At 34.2% G+C, this 17,523-nt stretch carries 16 protein-coding genes and 2 pseudogenes; 9 read left to right on the forward strand and 9 right to left on the reverse strand.

Features of this window, described 5'->3' with window-relative positions:
• Positions 1-126: 126 nt before the first annotated feature.
• Positions 127-618 (forward strand): RrF2 family transcriptional regulator, encoded by a 492-nt coding sequence (locus V7122_RS12830; protein ID WP_335527080.1) that lies wholly within the window; start codon positions 127-129, stop codon positions 616-618.
• A gap of 131 nt (positions 619-749) precedes the next feature.
• On the opposite strand, the gene V7122_RS12835 is transcribed toward V7122_RS12830, so the two are convergent.
• The 4 genes from V7122_RS12835 to V7122_RS12850 all read right to left on the reverse strand — a co-directional run bounded on the left by V7122_RS12835 (position 750) and on the right by V7122_RS12850 (position 4,365).
• Positions 750-1,265, reverse strand: coding sequence for a hypothetical protein (locus tag V7122_RS12835; protein ID WP_335347763.1), 516 nt, complete (start codon positions 1,263-1,265; stop codon positions 750-752).
• Positions 1,266-1,270: 5 nt separating this feature from the next.
• Positions 1,271-1,744, reverse strand: coding sequence for an RNA polymerase sigma factor (locus V7122_RS12840; RefSeq protein WP_335527082.1), 474 nt, complete (start codon positions 1,742-1,744; stop codon positions 1,271-1,273).
• Positions 1,745-2,728: 984 nt separating this feature from the next.
• Positions 2,729-3,457 (reverse strand): MOSC domain-containing protein, encoded by a 729-nt coding sequence (locus V7122_RS12845; protein ID WP_335527084.1) that lies wholly within the window; start codon positions 3,455-3,457, stop codon positions 2,729-2,731.
• Positions 3,458-3,825: 368 nt separating this feature from the next.
• Positions 3,826-4,365 carry a TetR/AcrR family transcriptional regulator gene (locus V7122_RS12850; protein WP_335347760.1) on the reverse strand — a complete coding sequence of 180 codons (540 nt, stop codon included), beginning with the start codon at positions 4,363-4,365 and terminating at the stop codon, positions 3,826-3,828.
• Positions 4,366-4,524: 159 nt separating this feature from the next.
• On the opposite strand from V7122_RS12850, the gene V7122_RS12855 reads away from it, so the two are divergent.
• The 4 genes from V7122_RS12855 (at position 4,525) to V7122_RS12870 (ending at position 8,015) form a co-directional block, all read left to right on the forward strand.
• Positions 4,525-5,277 (forward strand): SDR family oxidoreductase, encoded by a 753-nt coding sequence (locus tag V7122_RS12855; RefSeq protein WP_335527086.1) that lies wholly within the window; start codon positions 4,525-4,527, stop codon positions 5,275-5,277.
• A 22-nt stretch (positions 5,278-5,299) separates the two neighbouring features.
• Positions 5,300-6,223 (forward strand): SDR family oxidoreductase, encoded by a 924-nt coding sequence (locus V7122_RS12860; RefSeq protein ID WP_335527088.1) that lies wholly within the window; start codon positions 5,300-5,302, stop codon positions 6,221-6,223.
• A gap of 106 nt (positions 6,224-6,329) precedes the next feature.
• Positions 6,330-7,262, forward strand: coding sequence for a LysR family transcriptional regulator (locus V7122_RS12865; protein ID WP_335527097.1), 933 nt, complete (start codon positions 6,330-6,332; stop codon positions 7,260-7,262).
• A gap of 114 nt (positions 7,263-7,376) precedes the next feature.
• The gene (locus V7122_RS12870) at positions 7,377-8,015 is read left to right on the forward strand and encodes an HD domain-containing protein (RefSeq protein WP_335347756.1); all 639 of its coding nucleotides are present in this window, start codon (positions 7,377-7,379) and stop codon (positions 8,013-8,015) included.
• Between the two features lie 584 nt (positions 8,016-8,599).
• Here V7122_RS12870 and V7122_RS12875 read toward each other — a convergent pair.
• The 4 genes and pseudogenes from V7122_RS12875 to V7122_RS12890 all read right to left on the reverse strand — a co-directional run.
• Positions 8,600-8,899, reverse strand: a pseudogene (locus tag V7122_RS12875) (transposase); the annotation flags it as partial.
• A gap of 286 nt (positions 8,900-9,185) precedes the next feature.
• The gene (locus V7122_RS12880) at positions 9,186-10,382 is read right to left on the reverse strand and encodes a pyridoxal phosphate-dependent aminotransferase (protein ID WP_335347755.1); all 1,197 of its coding nucleotides are present in this window, start codon (positions 10,380-10,382) and stop codon (positions 9,186-9,188) included.
• Entirely contained in the window at positions 10,366-11,622 is a 1,257-nt protein-coding gene (locus V7122_RS12885; RefSeq protein WP_335347754.1) for a dicarboxylate/amino acid:cation symporter, read from the reverse strand. The genes V7122_RS12880 and V7122_RS12885 overlap by 17 nt, the downstream gene beginning before the upstream one ends.
• A 68-nt stretch (positions 11,623-11,690) precedes the next feature.
• The gene (locus V7122_RS12890) at positions 11,691-12,389 is read right to left on the reverse strand and encodes an RraA family protein (RefSeq protein WP_335355240.1); all 699 of its coding nucleotides are present in this window, start codon (positions 12,387-12,389) and stop codon (positions 11,691-11,693) included.
• A gap of 408 nt (positions 12,390-12,797) precedes the next feature.
• On the opposite strand from V7122_RS12890, the gene V7122_RS12895 reads away from it, so the two are divergent.
• The 4 genes and pseudogenes from V7122_RS12895 (at position 12,798) to V7122_RS12905 (ending at position 16,556) form a co-directional block, all read left to right on the forward strand.
• On the forward strand, positions 12,798-13,658 hold the full coding sequence (locus tag V7122_RS12895; RefSeq protein ID WP_335347752.1) for a MurR/RpiR family transcriptional regulator: 861 nt from the start codon (positions 12,798-12,800) through the stop codon (positions 13,656-13,658).
• Positions 13,659-13,996: 338 nt separating this feature from the next.
• Complete coding sequence (locus tag V7122_RS12900; protein WP_335347751.1) at positions 13,997-14,218, forward strand: helix-turn-helix domain-containing protein; 222 nt, start codon at positions 13,997-13,999, stop codon at positions 14,216-14,218.
• 1,027 nt (positions 14,219-15,245) lie between these two features.
• Positions 15,246-15,386 (forward strand): annotated as a pseudogene (locus tag V7122_RS25760) (PAS domain-containing protein); the annotation flags it as partial.
• Positions 15,387-15,404: 18 nt separating this feature from the next.
• Positions 15,405-16,556, forward strand: coding sequence for a sigma-54 interaction domain-containing protein (locus tag V7122_RS12905; RefSeq protein ID WP_335527091.1), 1,152 nt, complete (start codon positions 15,405-15,407; stop codon positions 16,554-16,556).
• Here the strand turns inward: V7122_RS12905 and V7122_RS12910 are convergent.
• On the reverse strand, positions 16,548-17,201 hold the full coding sequence (locus V7122_RS12910) for an alpha/beta fold hydrolase (RefSeq protein ID WP_335344786.1): 654 nt from the start codon (positions 17,199-17,201) through the stop codon (positions 16,548-16,550). The genes V7122_RS12905 and V7122_RS12910 overlap by 9 nt on opposite strands.
• Positions 17,202-17,523 lie beyond the last annotated feature (322 nt).

Raw genomic sequence — 17,523 nt, forward strand, 5'->3', positions numbered from 1 at the left:
AATATATACTATAATTATTTTTGTCAAATGAATAAAATTTACCAAAAGAGATTTCTATTTGACTAGACCTCTAAATACTCCTAAGATACAAATTGATAGTCCTTAATCAAAAGTAGGTGAGTTTATATGCAATATAGTGTCGGAGTTGAATATGCTTTACATTGTCTGGTTTATTTAATTGATGTTCCTTCCAAGGAAAGTGTTGGGATCAAGGATTTGGCAGAATTCCAAGGACTTTCTGAGACATTTCTTTCAAAAGTTTTCGGTAAATTATCTAAGGCTGGTATTGTAAGTTCTGTCCCCGGAGTAAAGGGAGGATATAGGTTATCTAAGTCTCCAGAAGATATTTCCTTTTGGGATGTAGTTGAAGCAGTTGAAGGTCCTAAGCCTATTTTCCAATGTAAAAATATTAAAGATAATGGTTATTTGTATAGAGAAAGCTGCTGTTCTGCTCCCTCCTTTTGCACCATCAATTTAGTAATGCTCTCTGCGGAAGAAAAAATGCGTGATGAATTACGTAGTAAAACACTTTCATGGTTAAACGAAGAGCTTGATCGTGTATTGCCCAAACAAATACGTGAAGATACCCGGAAATATTTTTCGAAGAGCAACACATAAAACAAACCTCTCGTGAAATTCCTTAATTAAAGGGAATTAAGAGAGGTTTTTCCTTAGTTCAAAGAAACGTATCATTTAATTAGTTGCGGTCATCCAAAGCACTACTTGAAAATTTTAAATTTAACAGAACCTTATCGAATAGGATTCTCAAAGTTCCAGTTAGTATAAATTGCTGCTGCAGTAACTGGATCTGCGGATGTATCCTCCGTAAAACCGCCTATTAGATTACCCACTCTAAATGTAGGCTCAAATAACTGTTCTTCCTTAGGCGGTGCTGTTGGACCATCTATCCCCAATTTTGTTTCATCTGTAATCACAACTTCCATTCCGTTATCCAACGTAAAGCTCAGTCCGTCATCTCCAACTTCTGTTATGGTTCCTTCGATATTAAGCATTACACTTGCAGCAGGACCTGAATTATCAACCACAATTCTTTCCGTCAAATCTAACGCTGCATCGTTGTTTGTATTTGTTAAAGCAACTATAGCAATCACAGCACAAGCTACTAAACTTCCAACCATTAATTTTATATTTTTCATAATAACCCTCTTTTCTTTTTGTTCATATTCCATCATCTCTTTTTGCATTTTGCTCTTAAATTCTTCGGAAGCATGAATCTGCTTCATCACTTTCTTATAAGCATTCATCACACTTAACTCCCTTCTTCTAAAATACTTTTTAACTTCATTCGTACCCTTCTCAGCTTTGAGCCTACCGTGTTTACTTTCATCTCTAATAGCTTGGCAATTTCTGCAGTCGTATAGCCCTCGTAATAATGTAAATAAACAATGGCCCTCTCTTTGTGATCAAGCTCAAAAATCTCAGGGAGAACAATCTGTTCCTCTTTTGCGACAAACGTCATCTCTTCTGTTATAGGTACCGTCCTCTTGACGCGAGAAGACTTAAAGTAATCCTTGCATTTATTAAAAGTCACTTTGAAGAGCCATGCCTTTAAATGTGCTTCATTATCGAAGGGCTTTTTCTGTCTCATCAGTGTCATGTAGACCTCTTGAACAATATCCTCCGCCTCAGACATATTTTTTGTCTGCTGCACAGCAATTCGTATTAAGGTGTCGCTATAAATTTGAACAATCTCATGAACACGTAAGCCGGCGAACGTTTTCATACTCAACCTCCTTCACTTTAAATACGATTCATTTTCGTTCATTCGTGCAACAAAAAAATTTTTTCTCAGAATTGAAATAGATTTGTTGTTCATTTATGACATACATTAATAGAAAAAAGAGTGAGAACTCATCAGTAATAGATAAATCCTCTCTCCTTTTAAAGGTGAAGTGTTTTCTGTTTTTGTATTGCCTCCATGTTGCAGTACTGGAAAATTTAGACATAATGAGTAATTATCACTCTATATGCAGGCGCACCTAAATTATGAAATATAATTGTTATGTCCAATCTTATTTATTTCTTTTCCATTTACAAATTAAAAAGCAGGTCAGTATGTGAGTAATTATGATTAAGCACTTTACGTAAAGATAAAGGAACGTGTTTTGACCATGCTTATTGTATCCCCATAATTTAAGTGCAACTACTCATTAATTATTGAAACAATTGACACTAATACAGGTCCTCATCTACCATCAACTCCGGTCTAGCAAGTATCCGTTTATTCACAAATAGAATCTTCATCGGTATACTCTTCGAAAATATACAAGATTTAGTTATTTACCTTGCATATTTTGAACTTATTCATATAAAAAAACCCCAATTGTCTAGTAAATTAAAATTTAACCCCTAGTGTAGAGCATGGCTAACTATTTCTAACCAGTAATTGTGGGATTTTAAAACCTCATTTACTTATGGTACGGTTCGCCGCGATTAATTTTAAACCAAAAAAACTCTTAATAAAATGGTTAAATCGGTAACTCCTATTCAACAATTTGGCTCTATAATGAAAATAAGCGCTGTTCCTTTTTACAGAAAAGCGCCGATTGATGAATAGTGGAAAATGAGAAAATGCTGCAAAAATTATTCCTTTGTTATTGTGCTAAAACTACCAGTTACTTGTAGTACATTTTTTCACAATCTTTAAATAGGCAACGTCAATTAATTAAATATTTTTTATTTCTTTTATTCTTTGTCAATCAAAACTTCATTCAAGAAGAAGGACATCATCACCCACATGAATTTCGCCCGTTTTTATAACAGAAGCATATACGCCGAAAAAATTGCTTCTTTCTTTTACAACTGTTTTTAACAAAGTCGCATCTTTTTCTGCATTTTCAGGATTAACGGTAATAATCATACATCTTTCACAATGCCTTTTTAATTCTATTTCAACTTTATTCCCTATCCTGACTCGTTTGCCAAACCATTGATCTTCTATAAAGGGGATTTTTTCATTTAATGATATAAGTAAATTAGGTCGAAAACGTCTATAATCAATCTCTGATTTTCCCCATATTTCTTTCAATCTATTTAATGAAGCGTCAGTAACAAGTTGAATGTGTTCTTCTTCAATTGCTCCTAAAGGTACGTAAGTAGGGGGATATGTAACAAGAGAAATTTTCCGTTTCGATTTGTGTTCAATTTCATTCGTTAATTCTTTATCCCCCCATTCAAAAGTCTTACCTTCAGGTGTCAATATTTCGACTCTAGGGTATTCATTCACCAACTCTTTACCTACGAATCTCGCTTTATATCGAACCATTTCTGGAAACTGTGTTATTGTTAAAAATTTTCCTGGTCTTGTTTCATCTAAAAAAGCATGGCTACGGTCTCCGTACAAGCCATATTCCATTATTCTTGTTTTCTGTACGCTCTCTCCATAAAAAGATTTCACAGGATGACGAACAATCTCCGTGATTTGACCGATTATCATCAAATTACCCCCCAGTTTTTTTAGTCTACTTTATCATACATTGTTCAAATTATTCTGCCCAGTTACCATAAAAAGAAAAGGCATTTCCATTTGTTCCAGAAACGCATCCGTTACCTCAACAACTAAAGTTGCTTCATCATAGAAACAACTTTTATATTACTACTATTTGGTTTATGTATTACTTCCTCATCATAAATGCTATATCCTATCGAACTATATAGTTTTAATTTTTTAGTAGCGGTCATACGGACCTTCATAATAATTTAGGAATTTCTTTATCTCGATTATATGCTTTGAATAAAAGCGAAAAGCGGGTATTCATGACCTCATCACGATTTATTTTTCTTCTTCAAAGGACTTCCATTAACTTAAGGCAGTTTGTTAGCAATTAGTTTCCATACGTCTTCAAAACTCTCTTTATAAAGCTCATTATCCCAACGGTCTGCAAAGTATGGATTATGGAAATATACAAATGCTGTAATAATAGCAGGGCCAGATTTTTTTAATCCACTAATGGATTCTGCTTTTTGCGCTAATTGTTTTAAGTGATCTTTAACGAGGATTTGAGTACCCTCTAAATAATCCGTATATAATCGAAACATACGTTTGTTTTCATGATAAAGTTTTTTCTTTGTAGTAGCCAGAAGCCAGAGCCAGTCGTGAAGTGCAACAGCTGAACTTATATCTTTGGGAGGTTCCCATTCTAATAATTCCTTAGAAGTCATTTTTAACCACCTTAGTGCAAGTTGCTGCAATAGGTCCTCTTTATTTTTGTAATGTTTATAAAATGCGGCATGAGTGACTCCAAGTTCTTTTGCAATATCAGAAAGAGTGGTTTTTTGCACTCCTTTTTTCAGTATTATTTCTTCTGTGACAGAAAATATCTTCTCTTTTGTAAGTATTGCCAATATGAACCCTCCTTGTTTATTCTAAGTTTCATTATACAGGATATACTCCTAAGTTACAAAATGTTGACTTTGTAACTTAGAGGTGTATAATAACCCTATCGTTAAGTTACAATATTAATAATTTGTAACTTAACTATTAAATAACAAAGGAGAAATATCATGAAAAAAACATCTACTGAAACACATGATTTGCGAGTTGCACTTGTTACAGGTGGTTCTGGCGGTATCGGACACGCAATAGTAAAAAAATTAGCCGATAATGGATTTGCTGTTGCTGTGCATTATTCTAGCAATAAGCTTAGAGCAGATACTATTGTGGATGAGATTGTACAGCAAGGTGGAAAAGCAATTAGTATAGGTGGAGATGTTGCAGATGAAAAAGTTATGCAAGAAGCTTTCGATATAGTTGAAGAAAAATTTGGGGGTATTGATGTCGTAATCAATACAGCAGGTATCATGTTACTCAGCCCTATCGCAGAGATGGACTTAGCTGATTTAGATAAAATGCACCGCACAAATATTCGAGGCACTTTTGTAATATCCCAACAAGCGGCGCGACGTGTTCGCAAAGGTGGTGCAATTATCAATTTTTCTACTTCTGTTACTCGCACGCAATTTCCAACATATGGTGCTTACGTTGCAAGTAAAGCTGCCGTTGAATCAATGACAATGATATTGGCTCGCGAATTGCGTGGTAAAGATATCACCGTTAATGCAGTGGCTCCAGGTCCAACTGCAACACCATTATTTTTAGATAGAAAAGATGAACAAACAATCGATAAACTTTCTAAAGCAGCACCACTTGAACGTCTAGGTACACCTGAAGACATTGCCGACACAGTAACATATTTAGCAACTTCAGGACGTTGGATAAATGGACAGGTTATATTTTCAAATGGCGGACTTGCATAATTTAAATTAGGAGGGATGGATAATGAGTAGTGAAGAAAAAAAAGTCATAGTTATAACAGGAGCTTCAAGTGGATTTGGTGCTCTAACCGCTCGAACACTTTCAAGAGCTGGACATATTGTCTATGCGGGTATGCGGGAAACAGATGGGCGTAATGCTCCTCAAGTAAAAGCGGTTAACGATTATGCGTCCGAACATATGGTAAATATTAAAGCGATTGAAATGGATGTGAATTCACAGGATTCTATTGATTCTGCAGTGAGAGAAATTTTAGCAGAACATAATCATATTGATGTCTTGATTCATAATGCCGGACATATGGTTGTTGGTCCAGCAGAGGCGTTTACGCCTGAGCAACTAGCGGAAATGTACAATATAAATGTGTTATCGACTCAACGTGTTAATCGCTCTGTGCTTCCTAACATGCGGAAACGTGGACAAGGCTTGATAATTTGGATGTCTAGCTCAAGTGTAAAAGGTGGAACACCACCTTACTTAGCGCCTTATTTTGCTGCAAAGGCAGGTATGGACTCATTAGCAGTATCTTATGCGGCTGAACTGGCCCGTTTTGGAATAGAAACTTCAATCGTGGTACCAGGTTCATTTACAAGTGGAACGAATCATTTCCTTAACGCTGGTCAGCCACAAGACAAACATGTACAAGAGGAATATGATGCTAAGTACAAAGGTTTAATAGATCAAATAAGTGAAAAGCTCGCTGCTATTTCCCCCGAGCACGCTGATGTATCTATGGTATCTGATGAAATTGTACGTATTGTATCTCTACCAAAAGGTGAACGACCATATCGAGTACACATTGATCCATCAGATGATGGATCAGAAGAGGCCTCAGTAGTTGCTGATCGTGTTCGAACAAAATTCCTTACTAGAGTAGGCTTAGATGATCTACTTCCAAAAACAATTGAACGAGCTGCTGAAACAAAATAATTTGATTTGTAGGCTGGAACGACAGAAATAGTACCAAATAATGAGCAGAATAAATCAAACAACATTTGTAATTCTATCGGGAGAAGAATTACCTCCCTTGAAAGGAATGGTATATATTGAATTACGGCATTTAGAATACTTTTTAATGGTGAGCAACGAACTACATTTTACAAAAGCAGCAGAAAAATTAGGAATTACACAACCAACTCTAAGTCATCAAATCAAGGTTCTTGAACAAGAAATAGGGTTTCCTCTTTTCAATCGTATTGGTAAGAAAGTTGAACTTACTAAGGTTGGAGAAATTGTACAAAAAGAAGCTGTAAAAATTCAAATTTCCTTACAAAATATATCCTCACAGATTGAAGCATTTACTAAAGTAAAAATAGGTGAATTAAAAATTGCTGTGTTACCAGGAGAAATAACGGATTTAATATCTACTTTGTGTATAAAATTTAATCATTTATATCCAAATATTAAAGTCTCAGTTCAAAGTACTGACCAAGTAGAGAAAGCTGTTTTAGAAAATCAAGCTGATTTTGGTATTGGTTTTCACTTTAAACAACTCGATTTGTTGCAAGTTATTAAATTATATGATGAAGAGTTTTATCTGATTAGTAATAGTAAAGGTAGTGACAACAGTATTTCCTTCACTACTGTATTAGATAGACCACTTATCTTATTTCCCAAAATGCATCAATGTAGAAAAATACTTGATAAGACTAGCGAGCAGGTTGGTAAACCATTAGTACCTATTGTAGAGACATCTAGTATTGAATCTATATTAAAGCTAGTTCGAAGTGGGACTGGTTGTAGTGTTGTTTCACGTACACTATACGACTTTTATGAGACAGGTGATTTATATTTTCAACGAATTGAAAAGCCATCTTTAAATGGAGAAGTTTCGCTTACAATGAAAAAGAACAGTTTTATAAATTATGCAACACGTGGTTTTATTGAGTTGTTAATAAATGAAATAGAGAAGCTGCAATTTAATGTAGAAAAGTATTCCATTGAAATTTTAAAAGGCCTCATACGATAGATAATATCTATAATTATTATAGAAATAATTAAATAGATAAATGATAAATACTCTTTTACAATAAAGAAAGCCTTTTGTACAAAGGACTTTTAAATAAGAAAGGTGTTTTAGATTATGCTTAATGAAGTAGCAGGTATTAAAATTCCGGATTCTATATTAGCAAAGGATGCAAGAGATATTTTGAGAGAGCACGGAAATGATTTATTATGGAATCATTCAAATCGTGTATTTCTATTTGGTGCCATTGCGGGAAAAAAGGCAAATAAGAAATATGACTTAGAGTTACTGTATATCAGTGCATTATTTCATGATTTAGGGTTAACAAAAGAGTATAGCAGTCCAGATTTACGATTTGAAGTAGATGGTGCAAATGCTGCAAGAAGCTTTTTGCAACATTATCAAGTTCCAGATGAGACGATTCGTCTTGTATGGGATGCAATAGCATTGCATACAACAGTTGGTATAGCAGAACATAAAGAATCTGAAGTCTCATTACTGAACTCAGGTGTTGAGTTAGATGTTATAGGGAGAGGTTTTGAACAATTTCCAGCTGACTTGAGAGAAGAAATTGTAAAGGCATTCCCACGTAATAATTTCAAACAAGATATTATTCCAGCATTTTATGAAGGTTTTAAGCACAAACCAGAAACTACTTTTGGTAATATTAAATCTGATGTCGTTAAATTCTTTGAACCGAACTATAAACAAAAAAATTTCTGTGAATGTATATTACATTCACCTTGGAAAAATTAATCAAACAAAAGTGTTAATTTTAGGTTTATACCATCAATTTTAATCCCAGGGAGATATAAAAATTCATTTATATGTGCCCTTTTAAATAAAAATTTAATGAATTATAGTGCATAACCATTTTGTTTAATTTGTCTTGCTTTTGACATAAAAGCAACACAAACTAACAATTATTGAAGTAAAAACACACATAAATTTGGTTAATTACAAATTTATGTGTGTTTTCTGATTGAAAGGTCAATTAGTAGGTAAAGCTTTGTTAGGATGTCTTATTCCATTAAATGGCCCGATTGTTGAACACAAGTTAAACAACACTCTTCAACTATACTCCCTCTATATAGAAAGGAAAATCTCACGATTTCTCTTGTTTTCTCCAAATTTCGTAATAGTTTGTTTTAAAACCCATTTGCGGAATGGAATTATAGTGTTCTAAAGGGTAATTTTGGTTATCCTCCGCACTTATGGCATTTCATCTTTTCCCGCTCCCCTATCTTTTTAGGGGAAGTATAACATAAATGGTGTTACTCCTTAAAAAAGTGTTCTTCTTACTCCTCAAAAATTAAGCTAAGAATCGATTCTTCATCTTATCTTTCCTTACGAAATTTCGTAAATGAACTAGGATTAATAACAGGATCTTCTGGTGCCAAATCTAAAAAATATTTAAATGACATATCGTATTTCGAACGTTCTACTACATCTACATCGGATAAATCAAATATTGATTTTAATAATAAGTATTTAAACATCCGAATAGGCGATACTGCATTACGACCATTATTAAGACAGTATTTATTTTTCAGTTCTTCTAAAATGAAAGAGAAGTCAATAAGTTCATTAATTTGACCAAGCATATTATCCTTTGGAACAACTATATCGTAAATTGCCATAATTGGACTAAGACTAAATGATTCTTGGTTTGAAATCTTTTTGAAAAATCACCTACATACATAACCTTAAATTATAAAGTAAAAAGGCAGTATAAAGTTCTTAAATAACAAACTTTATACTGCCTAATTAATAAATGGACTTTTTCAGTGCCCTCATTCAATATAGGAATCATCTTCTAGATGCAGCTTAATCCCTTTTTTTATAGTGTCCTAGACAAAGGGTTCCAGTTTATGTTTGGCGGGATCTCTTTTATAAATTAATATTCATACTGAACGGTTTATAAAGTTAATTATGAAGCTTGCTTATAGTTTCTTCAACTCTAGACAATGCTTTATCCAGATTTTCCATAGAGTTTGAATATGAAATTCGTATTTTACCGCTTGTAAAGAATGCTTCCCCTGGTACTACAGCAACGTTAACAGTATCTAATATATAGTTGGCTAAATCCATTGCTGTTTTAATTTCATATTCATTATATTTTTTTCCTAAATAATAGCTAACGTCTACCATAATATAGAATGCACCAGCAGGTGTTGAGCATGATAAGCCCTTGATGCTGTTTAGTCTATTTACAACATATTCTCTGCGCTTTTTAAACGCCTCAACCATTACTTCAATATCATGCTGTGATCCAGTTAGTGCAACTGTAGCAGCTTTCTGAGAAATACCGCTAGTTGCGGATGTCATTTGGCTTTGTAAAGACTTCATAGCATCAATTACCTGCTTTGGTCCAGCAGCATAACCTACCCTCCAGCCTGTCATGGAATAAGCCTTTGAAAAGCCGTTCACTGTAATTGTATGTTCCCATGCCTTTTTAGAGACAGAGGCACAGCTTACATGCTTGTTATCATCGTAAATTAACTTTTCATAGATTTCATCAGTGATAACCCAAAAGTCGTTTTCGCATGCAATATTGACTAATTGTTCTAAGCTTTCCTTACTGTAAACAGCACCAGTAGGGTTATTAGGAGTACAAATAATAATCGCCCTTGTATTTGGTGTAACGGCTGCTTTAATTGCTTCAATATCAAGAACATATCCGTTTTCTTCTTGAACAGGAACAAGTATTGGTTTTGCATTTGCGATTTTAACCATATCAACATAGCTTACCCAGCAAGGAACTGGGATGATAACTTCATCCCCTTCATCGCATGTAGCCATAATTGCGTTAAAAATAGCCTGCTTTGCACCTACTGTTACACAAATCTCATTTAGATTATATTCAAGACCATTATCTTCTAATAATTTTTTAGAAATTTCCTGCCTAAGTTCAACAATGCCTGGGCCTGGCGTATACTTTGTAAAACCATCAACAATAGCTTTAATTCCAGCAGTTTTAATATTATCAGGCGTTTGATAATCTGGTTCTCCAACGTTTAATGAAATAATATCTCGGCCTTCTTTCCTTAATTCCGCTACTTTTGTAATTAAAGCAGATGTAGGTGAACCGGAGAACCTGCTCATTCTATTTGCTAGCTTCATATTGAGCCTCCTTATCGAAATCTATTTTCTTTGGATTCCATAATTTTTCGTTTTTAGCAACAATCATTGTACCAAGTACGTCACCAGAGACGTTTACTGTTGTATTAGCCATATCCAGTAATCGGTACATACCTACAATTAATCCCATAAGTTCTAATGGAAGACCTAATAGGTTTAAGAAGATCGCACCTGTTACGATACCTCCTCCTGGAATACCTGGTGCAGCAATTGACATAATCGTAGAAATAAGAACGATTAATACGAATTGTGCTGGTGTAAAGCTGATGCTGTACATATCAGCAACGAATACTGCAAGTACAGTTTTCCATAAAGCTGCTCCTGTAAGGTTGATTGTCGCACCTAATGGAATCGAAAAAGATGCTATTGAGTGTGGAATTCCTAGCTTTTTAGTTGTAACATCCATTGTTATTGGAATTGTACCAGCACTTGAAGTTGTTGCCATAGTGTTTGCCCAAATTGGGAGCATTGATTTGCATAAATAAGAGTATTTTACGCCTGAATATAAGGCTGCAAATACACTTAAAATAATCCATATAAAAAGGTCACCAATCCATACAGCTGCAATGAATTTAAACATTGCACCGAATAATTGTGAACCGTATTCAGCGACAGTATTTGCCATTAAAGCGAATACACCAATTGGAGCGTAAATCATAACAATATCAAGCATACGATAAATTACGTTAGCACTCTGATCCACAAATTTTGTAACTAAATTAGCTTTTTCCCCAAGTAAAACTAAAGCAATACCGAAAATAAATGAGAAGAAGATTATCTGCATTACATTACCTGTAGACATAGCTTCTACTATGTTGGTAGGAACCATTTCAAAGAAGAATGCAAGGAAGTCTGGCGTTGTAACGTTAGATGCGTCAAAATTTGAAGCACCTTCCATAGTGAATCCTTTACCCGGCCGGATGATAGCTGCAACAATAATACCTAAGATAGCTGCAAAAATCGTCATTACTGTATAAACTAAAACAACCTTTGACCCTACTCGTTTTAATTTGTGAACATCACCGATTGCAGCAATACCACTTGTTACACTGAAGAAAATAACTGGTACAATTAGCATTTTGATTAAGTCCATAAATAAAGTACCAAGTGGTTTTATTGTTAATGATATGTCAGTAAATATAGCTCCGAACACAATACCTAAAATGAAACCGGCTAACATTCGGTGCGGGAGATATTTTTTATCAAAAATATATTTTTTCATATGAGTCTCCTTTCAAAAACACTAAATCATTAAATATATTAGGAAATAAAACGCTTGCTTTTTAATTATCAATTATAAACATCATCAATAATTCCACAGTTTTTTTGCTTTAACTTTTCGTCTACCCATCCTCTTTTTGCTGTTCCATCAGTTGCAGCTTGCACTTTCTTTTGGTCATTAGCAGATAGAACCTTTGCAGCTTCTAAGATAGTAGCAGCATCATTTCTTGGGATGACAACCACACCGTCAGCGTCGCCAAGTATAATATCACCAGGGCTGACATGGATGCCTCCACAAGCAATCGGGACATTGACCTCACCTGGACCTTCTTTAAAGGGGCCTCCCGGAGTAGTGCCTGTTGCATAAATGGGTAAATCCATTTGTGAAATTACATCAATATCACGAATCGGGCCATCTAAAACTAAGCCTGCAATTTTTTTTGTATGTGCTGCGTAGGTTGCCATAATTTCCCCTAAAAGTGCCTGAGTGCGATCTCCCTCGTTCGAAACGATGATTATATCACCTTCACCAGCTATATTTAATGCTTTATGTAGTAAAAGATTATCACCAGGACGTGCTTTTACAGTAAGTGCTACACCAGCCATAACTTTTTCTTTAGGCTTGGACATTAATTTAATTTCTGAGCTGAGAGCACTTAATCGCTCCATACAGTCAGCAACGTTTGCAGCTGGAATAGATTTAAATTGTTCTACAAGGTTAAGATCTGGCAATTCTCTTTTTAAAAATACTCGATTACCTACACTCATTTTCGAATATCCCCTCTCAGTAAACTAGATTCAAAATTTATTTTCAAAACAAACACCTCCTGAAAAAATTTTTTCTTAACTTAAAAACGATAATATCAGCTTTAATTATTTTTGTAAACTCAATTTTTAAATAACTCTTAAAATAAAAAGTAATTAGATTAGTAAAAAAGTGATTGCCTGCTAAAATAATTATTATAGATTTTCTTTAAAAATTGTTTTTATTGGTCGTAATATGTAAGCGTTGCAGATATCAGAGCTTGAAATCTTCAAGTGACATAATGGATTTATTTTATTAGAAAATCTTTATGGGCATGAGTTGTTGATTAGATGGAAATATGGTTTCCAGAGGTATGCTATACTATATAAATCACAATCATGTAGGGAAAAAAATGATGGGAGCTTAATTTGATGGAGAAAGCCATATCTTTACCAGATTTGATTAAGGAACAATATAATAATTTGACAGATACTCAACGCAAAATTGCTGATTATTTTTTGAAAAATGAAGATGCAACTTCCTTCTTAACAATTGATCGATTAGCCTCGCAAATAGGAGTAAGTCCATCTTCTCTTACTAGATTTGCTACTGAACTGGGGTTTCAAGGATATCCGGATCTACAAAAAAAGTTGAGAGAAAATCTACAGCATAAATTAAGTCCTGCTTTTCGTCTAACATCAGGGATTAGCCAAGAAAAAAATGATGTATTTGTAAAATCCTTTCAAAAAGATTTATCAAGTTTACAGGAAACAATGCAGTTGAACAGTCAGAATATGATGGAGTCAGTAGTTAAATTACTGCGGGATTCTAGAAATATTTATATAATCGGGCACCGCAGCTCTTATTCAATTGCATCTTATATGCACGCTGTCTTAGAGCCTATTTTAGGTAATGTAACGCTTGTTAATACAATAGAGCGTATGCATATGGAATATTTACTGCGTATGAGTGAACGTGATGTATTAATTAGCATAAGCTTCCCTAGGTATCATCTAGAAACGGTGGAATTTACTGAACTTGCGCAGAAACAAGGAATTAAAGTAGTTGTAATTACTGATAGTATGGTCTCTCCGTTGATACAATACGCTGAGACATATTTGTTGAGTAAGTATGAGAGTGTCAACTTCCACAATTCTAACGTCTCTGCTTTAGCTCTTGTAAATTCTATTTCTGCTTCTTTAGCAGCTTCTCTAGAGGAACAAGTTAAAGCTAGATTAAATTTAATTGAAAAGCTAAATGAAGGAACAAAAAGTACTAGATTGAAATTGTAAGCAATGTTTTTTATAGATTATCCAGATATTAATATAATGTTGAATAATAAAAACAGTATCATTGTTAATTTCCTATATTAAAAAATTATTCTAATGACAGTTTTTCAACGTGATTACTTAACGCATATTTAGTGGTTAAGTTAAGATAAATGCGGATTTACAACGTTAAGTAAATTAGAACATAGAAAAATCGGTTCCTTACAACGTTTAGGAACCGATTTTTAAATTTGGATTCTTATGCTGAAGCCCCTATAACCATCCATGAAGCGCAAAAATCAGCGCTTCACCACAAAGAATGAAAATCCATAACATATTCGGATTCTTTTAAAAATAAATTTATGGATGAATATCTGGCAGGCAAACTTCCACGTCAAATTTTTATAGAGAACGGCTTTGATATCGATGTTATTGGGTTGAAGCTGATTGAACAGTCAGCTCACAGGTGGAAGAAGGTGTACGAGAAGAGCGGGTTAATTGGTTTGAACGATTCGAGGAAAACAAGTTCTGGTAGACCATTAAAACGGAACCTTACACCAGCCGAAGTAATTGAAAGGCAGTAAGTAAGAATTAAGCTACCGGAGGGACAAGTAGAGCTATTAAAAAAGCTAGAAGTGACAGAAAGGAGGCTGCTAAACGCAAGCGAAAATCTAGATCCTAGTAGAGTGTATCAGTTGATTTATGAGACCATTGAACAAAATCAATTTAAGCGAATGACAAGGTATTTTTGTGACCTTCTAGGGGTCTCTCGTTCTGGATATTATAGCCACCTAAAGGCATCCAATAGCCGCGTAGCAAGAGAACAATTGGACTTAGAAGCCAAAGAGGTTATTTTAAAGTCGTCGTGGTTATAAGAGGGTCGCGGTCCATAAAAATGATTTTGGAGAATGAAAATAAACCTGATATTTAGTCGAAAAAAGATTCAAAGAATTATGAGGAAATACGGCATAGTCTGCCCTCACAGAAGGCCAAACCCTAGGAAAATGTGAATTTACAACGTTAAGCATATTTTCAAGACGATTACACCGATTTTAACACGTTAAGAACTCTTAATGGTCTTAAAGACTCTAACGAGAGCTTTTTCTCCGAATTAGAATGATATTCCCCCAGTAAATTAAAATGCTCCCAGCCTTAAGGAGACATATGATGCAACAAGTCCTCATTAAAATTCCCTTAATAATCCGCATTTTCCTAACGCTACACCTTTGTGTGCTGTTAAGACCGTACAGTACATATCGAGTCAATGAAACTTGCAATTTAAACAATTCTGTCACTTACTGCCGAAGTCTGATAAAATAACAACATAGAAAAACCCCTAAACTTTGGCGAGCGCAGGGGTTTCTCATAACTATCAGTGTACCCATAAAGGGTAATTTTTTATGGGAAATAAAAAAAACATCGAACAGTCAAAGTATCACGCTTGGTTTCATTGTAATGACAGTGACGGTTGGATTACTGCAGCTAAGAAAAATGCATATTCGAATTTTTTTACAATATCACTTTAACACAAGGCTTTAAACTAATCCTGTGGAGGGATAAATCATTAGTACGTCTGATTACTTTTTATACAATATAGATTTATTTGAAAAAATACTAGACCAGTTATCTGACTGTGTTGTTGCTATTGATAAAAATGGTTTTGTTATTTATATTAACCATACTTATTGCGAAATTTTAGGAGTTAACCGTGAATTTGCACTAGGTCAACATGTAACTGAATTAATCTCTCCCCATACAAAACTGCATTTAGTGGCAAAAAACGGAAAACCTCTAATTGATGAGCTTGTGGTAAGGGGAAGAAAATTAGTAATTAAACAGTTACCTATCAAATCTGGAGATGTAGTAGTTGGGGCTGTAGGCTTTGCTATTTTTAACGAAACTAGTCAGGTATTAGACCTAGCACGTAAACTATTTAATATAGAGTTAGAACCTAGTATAAATAACTATTGGAAAGCAAAGTACAACTTAAAGGATATTATTGGATCGAGTAAACAAATTGAAGAATTAAAAAAGCAGATAAAACGTATTTCGCAATCAAACTCCTCAGTATTGATTTATGGTGAAAGTGGTACCGGAAAAGAGCTTATAGCTCATTCAATACATACTCTATCGAATCGATCATCCAATCCTTTTGTACGTATTAACTGTTCCGCAATTCCAAGAGAATTGCTTGAAGCTGAATTATTTGGTTACGAAGGTGGAGCATTTACTGGAGCTCGCCAAAAAGGCCAAATAGGTAAAGTCGAATTGGCCAATTCCGGAACATTATTTCTTGACGAAATTGGAGATATGCCTCTACCAATGCAATCATCTTTACTCAGAGTTTTGCAAGAAAAGGAAATAGTGAGAGTGGGAGGAACAAAACCCATTCCAGTTGATGTACGTGTAATATGTGCCACGCATCGTAATTTACATAAACATGTAATTGAAAACCAATTTAGACAGGATCTTTATTATAGAATTAATATCTTTACAGTTAAAGTACCTTCCTTAAGGGAGAGAACAGACGATTTACCTGAATTGATTAATCATTTTTTATTAACTCTTCGTAGTGAATTAGGTTTAGGTGAACTATACTTGACTGATGAACTAATGGATTATTTAAAGAAGTATAGTTGGCCAGGTAATATCCGTGAATTAAGAAATGTTATAGAGCATGCAGTTCATTTTGTAACTGGTAATCAATTGAAATTAGAACACTTACCAGAACTAAGTAAACTATCTAATATTAGCAATCATAATACAAACTTAAACCTAAATGAAAATGTTAAGGCCGTCGAATACGCCACTATTCAAACGGCCCTAAATCAAACGAATGGAAATAAAACACGTGCAGCCAAGTTACTAGGTATTGATCGAAGTCAATTATATAAAAAATTACGAGAATATGAATTAATGTAATTCAAATACAGGCAAACCTGATAAGAATTTTAACATATGACTATTAAATTCAAATGGTTGTTCCAACATAGGGAAATGTGCAGCTTTTGAAATAATGTATAATTCAGAGCCCTTAATATTGTCATAAAGATATTCAGATTCTTTAACTGGAGTAATGTCATCTTCTTCTCCAACTATAATCATAGTAGGAATATTTAAAGAGTGTATTTCTTGACGGACATCAAAGCTATCTAAGGAGCGTATTGCCTGTTTTGCTACATGTTTAGGAGTTTTAATTACTTCATTTTCAGCCCATTTTACTACACTTTGTGAAGTGGTAGAAGAAAAACTATGCCTAATAACTTCTTTACTGGCTTCTTCAATACCAATTTCATCGATTCTATTTATTACATTCTTAGCTTGAACCATAGGTCCTAAACCATAAGCTGTAGTACCCACTAATATAAGCGCGCGAACCAAATTAGGATGGTCTAAAGCAAAACGTTGAACTATAGCTCCTCCCATTGAAAGACCAACAAGTACTGCTGATGTTATATTAAGGGATTCCATTAATTTTCTTAAATCTTCGGAAAATTTTTCTATTGTATAATCAACATGTTCAGGTTTTTCAGAATCACCATGACCACGAAGGTCAAAAGAGATCACTTTGTATTCTGACAGTTAATAAAATTGTACTTTTTATCCATTCTTCTACCTCATTAATACTCACTCACAAAGCACTTGCTGGAAACCCTAAATTTTCGTTTTCTGAATAAGCGTCTCGGTATATTTTCACTAATATTTCAGCCTCATTTATCCTTGCTCTTTCAATGTTTATATTCACAATATCCCCTCCAGAATATAATAATACTTAGATAATTGTGTTTTTGGATTTAATTAGAATTCATTGAGATACTTACTTTTTTCGACAAATTGTAGTAATTCCCTTCTTATTCCATTAAATGTCCCTTTTCATGAAGAAAGACGC

It is taken from the genome of Bacillus sp. JJ1532 (assembly GCF_036965085.1).
Taxonomy (GTDB): Bacteria; Bacillota; Bacilli; order Bacillales; family Cytobacillaceae; genus Cytobacillus.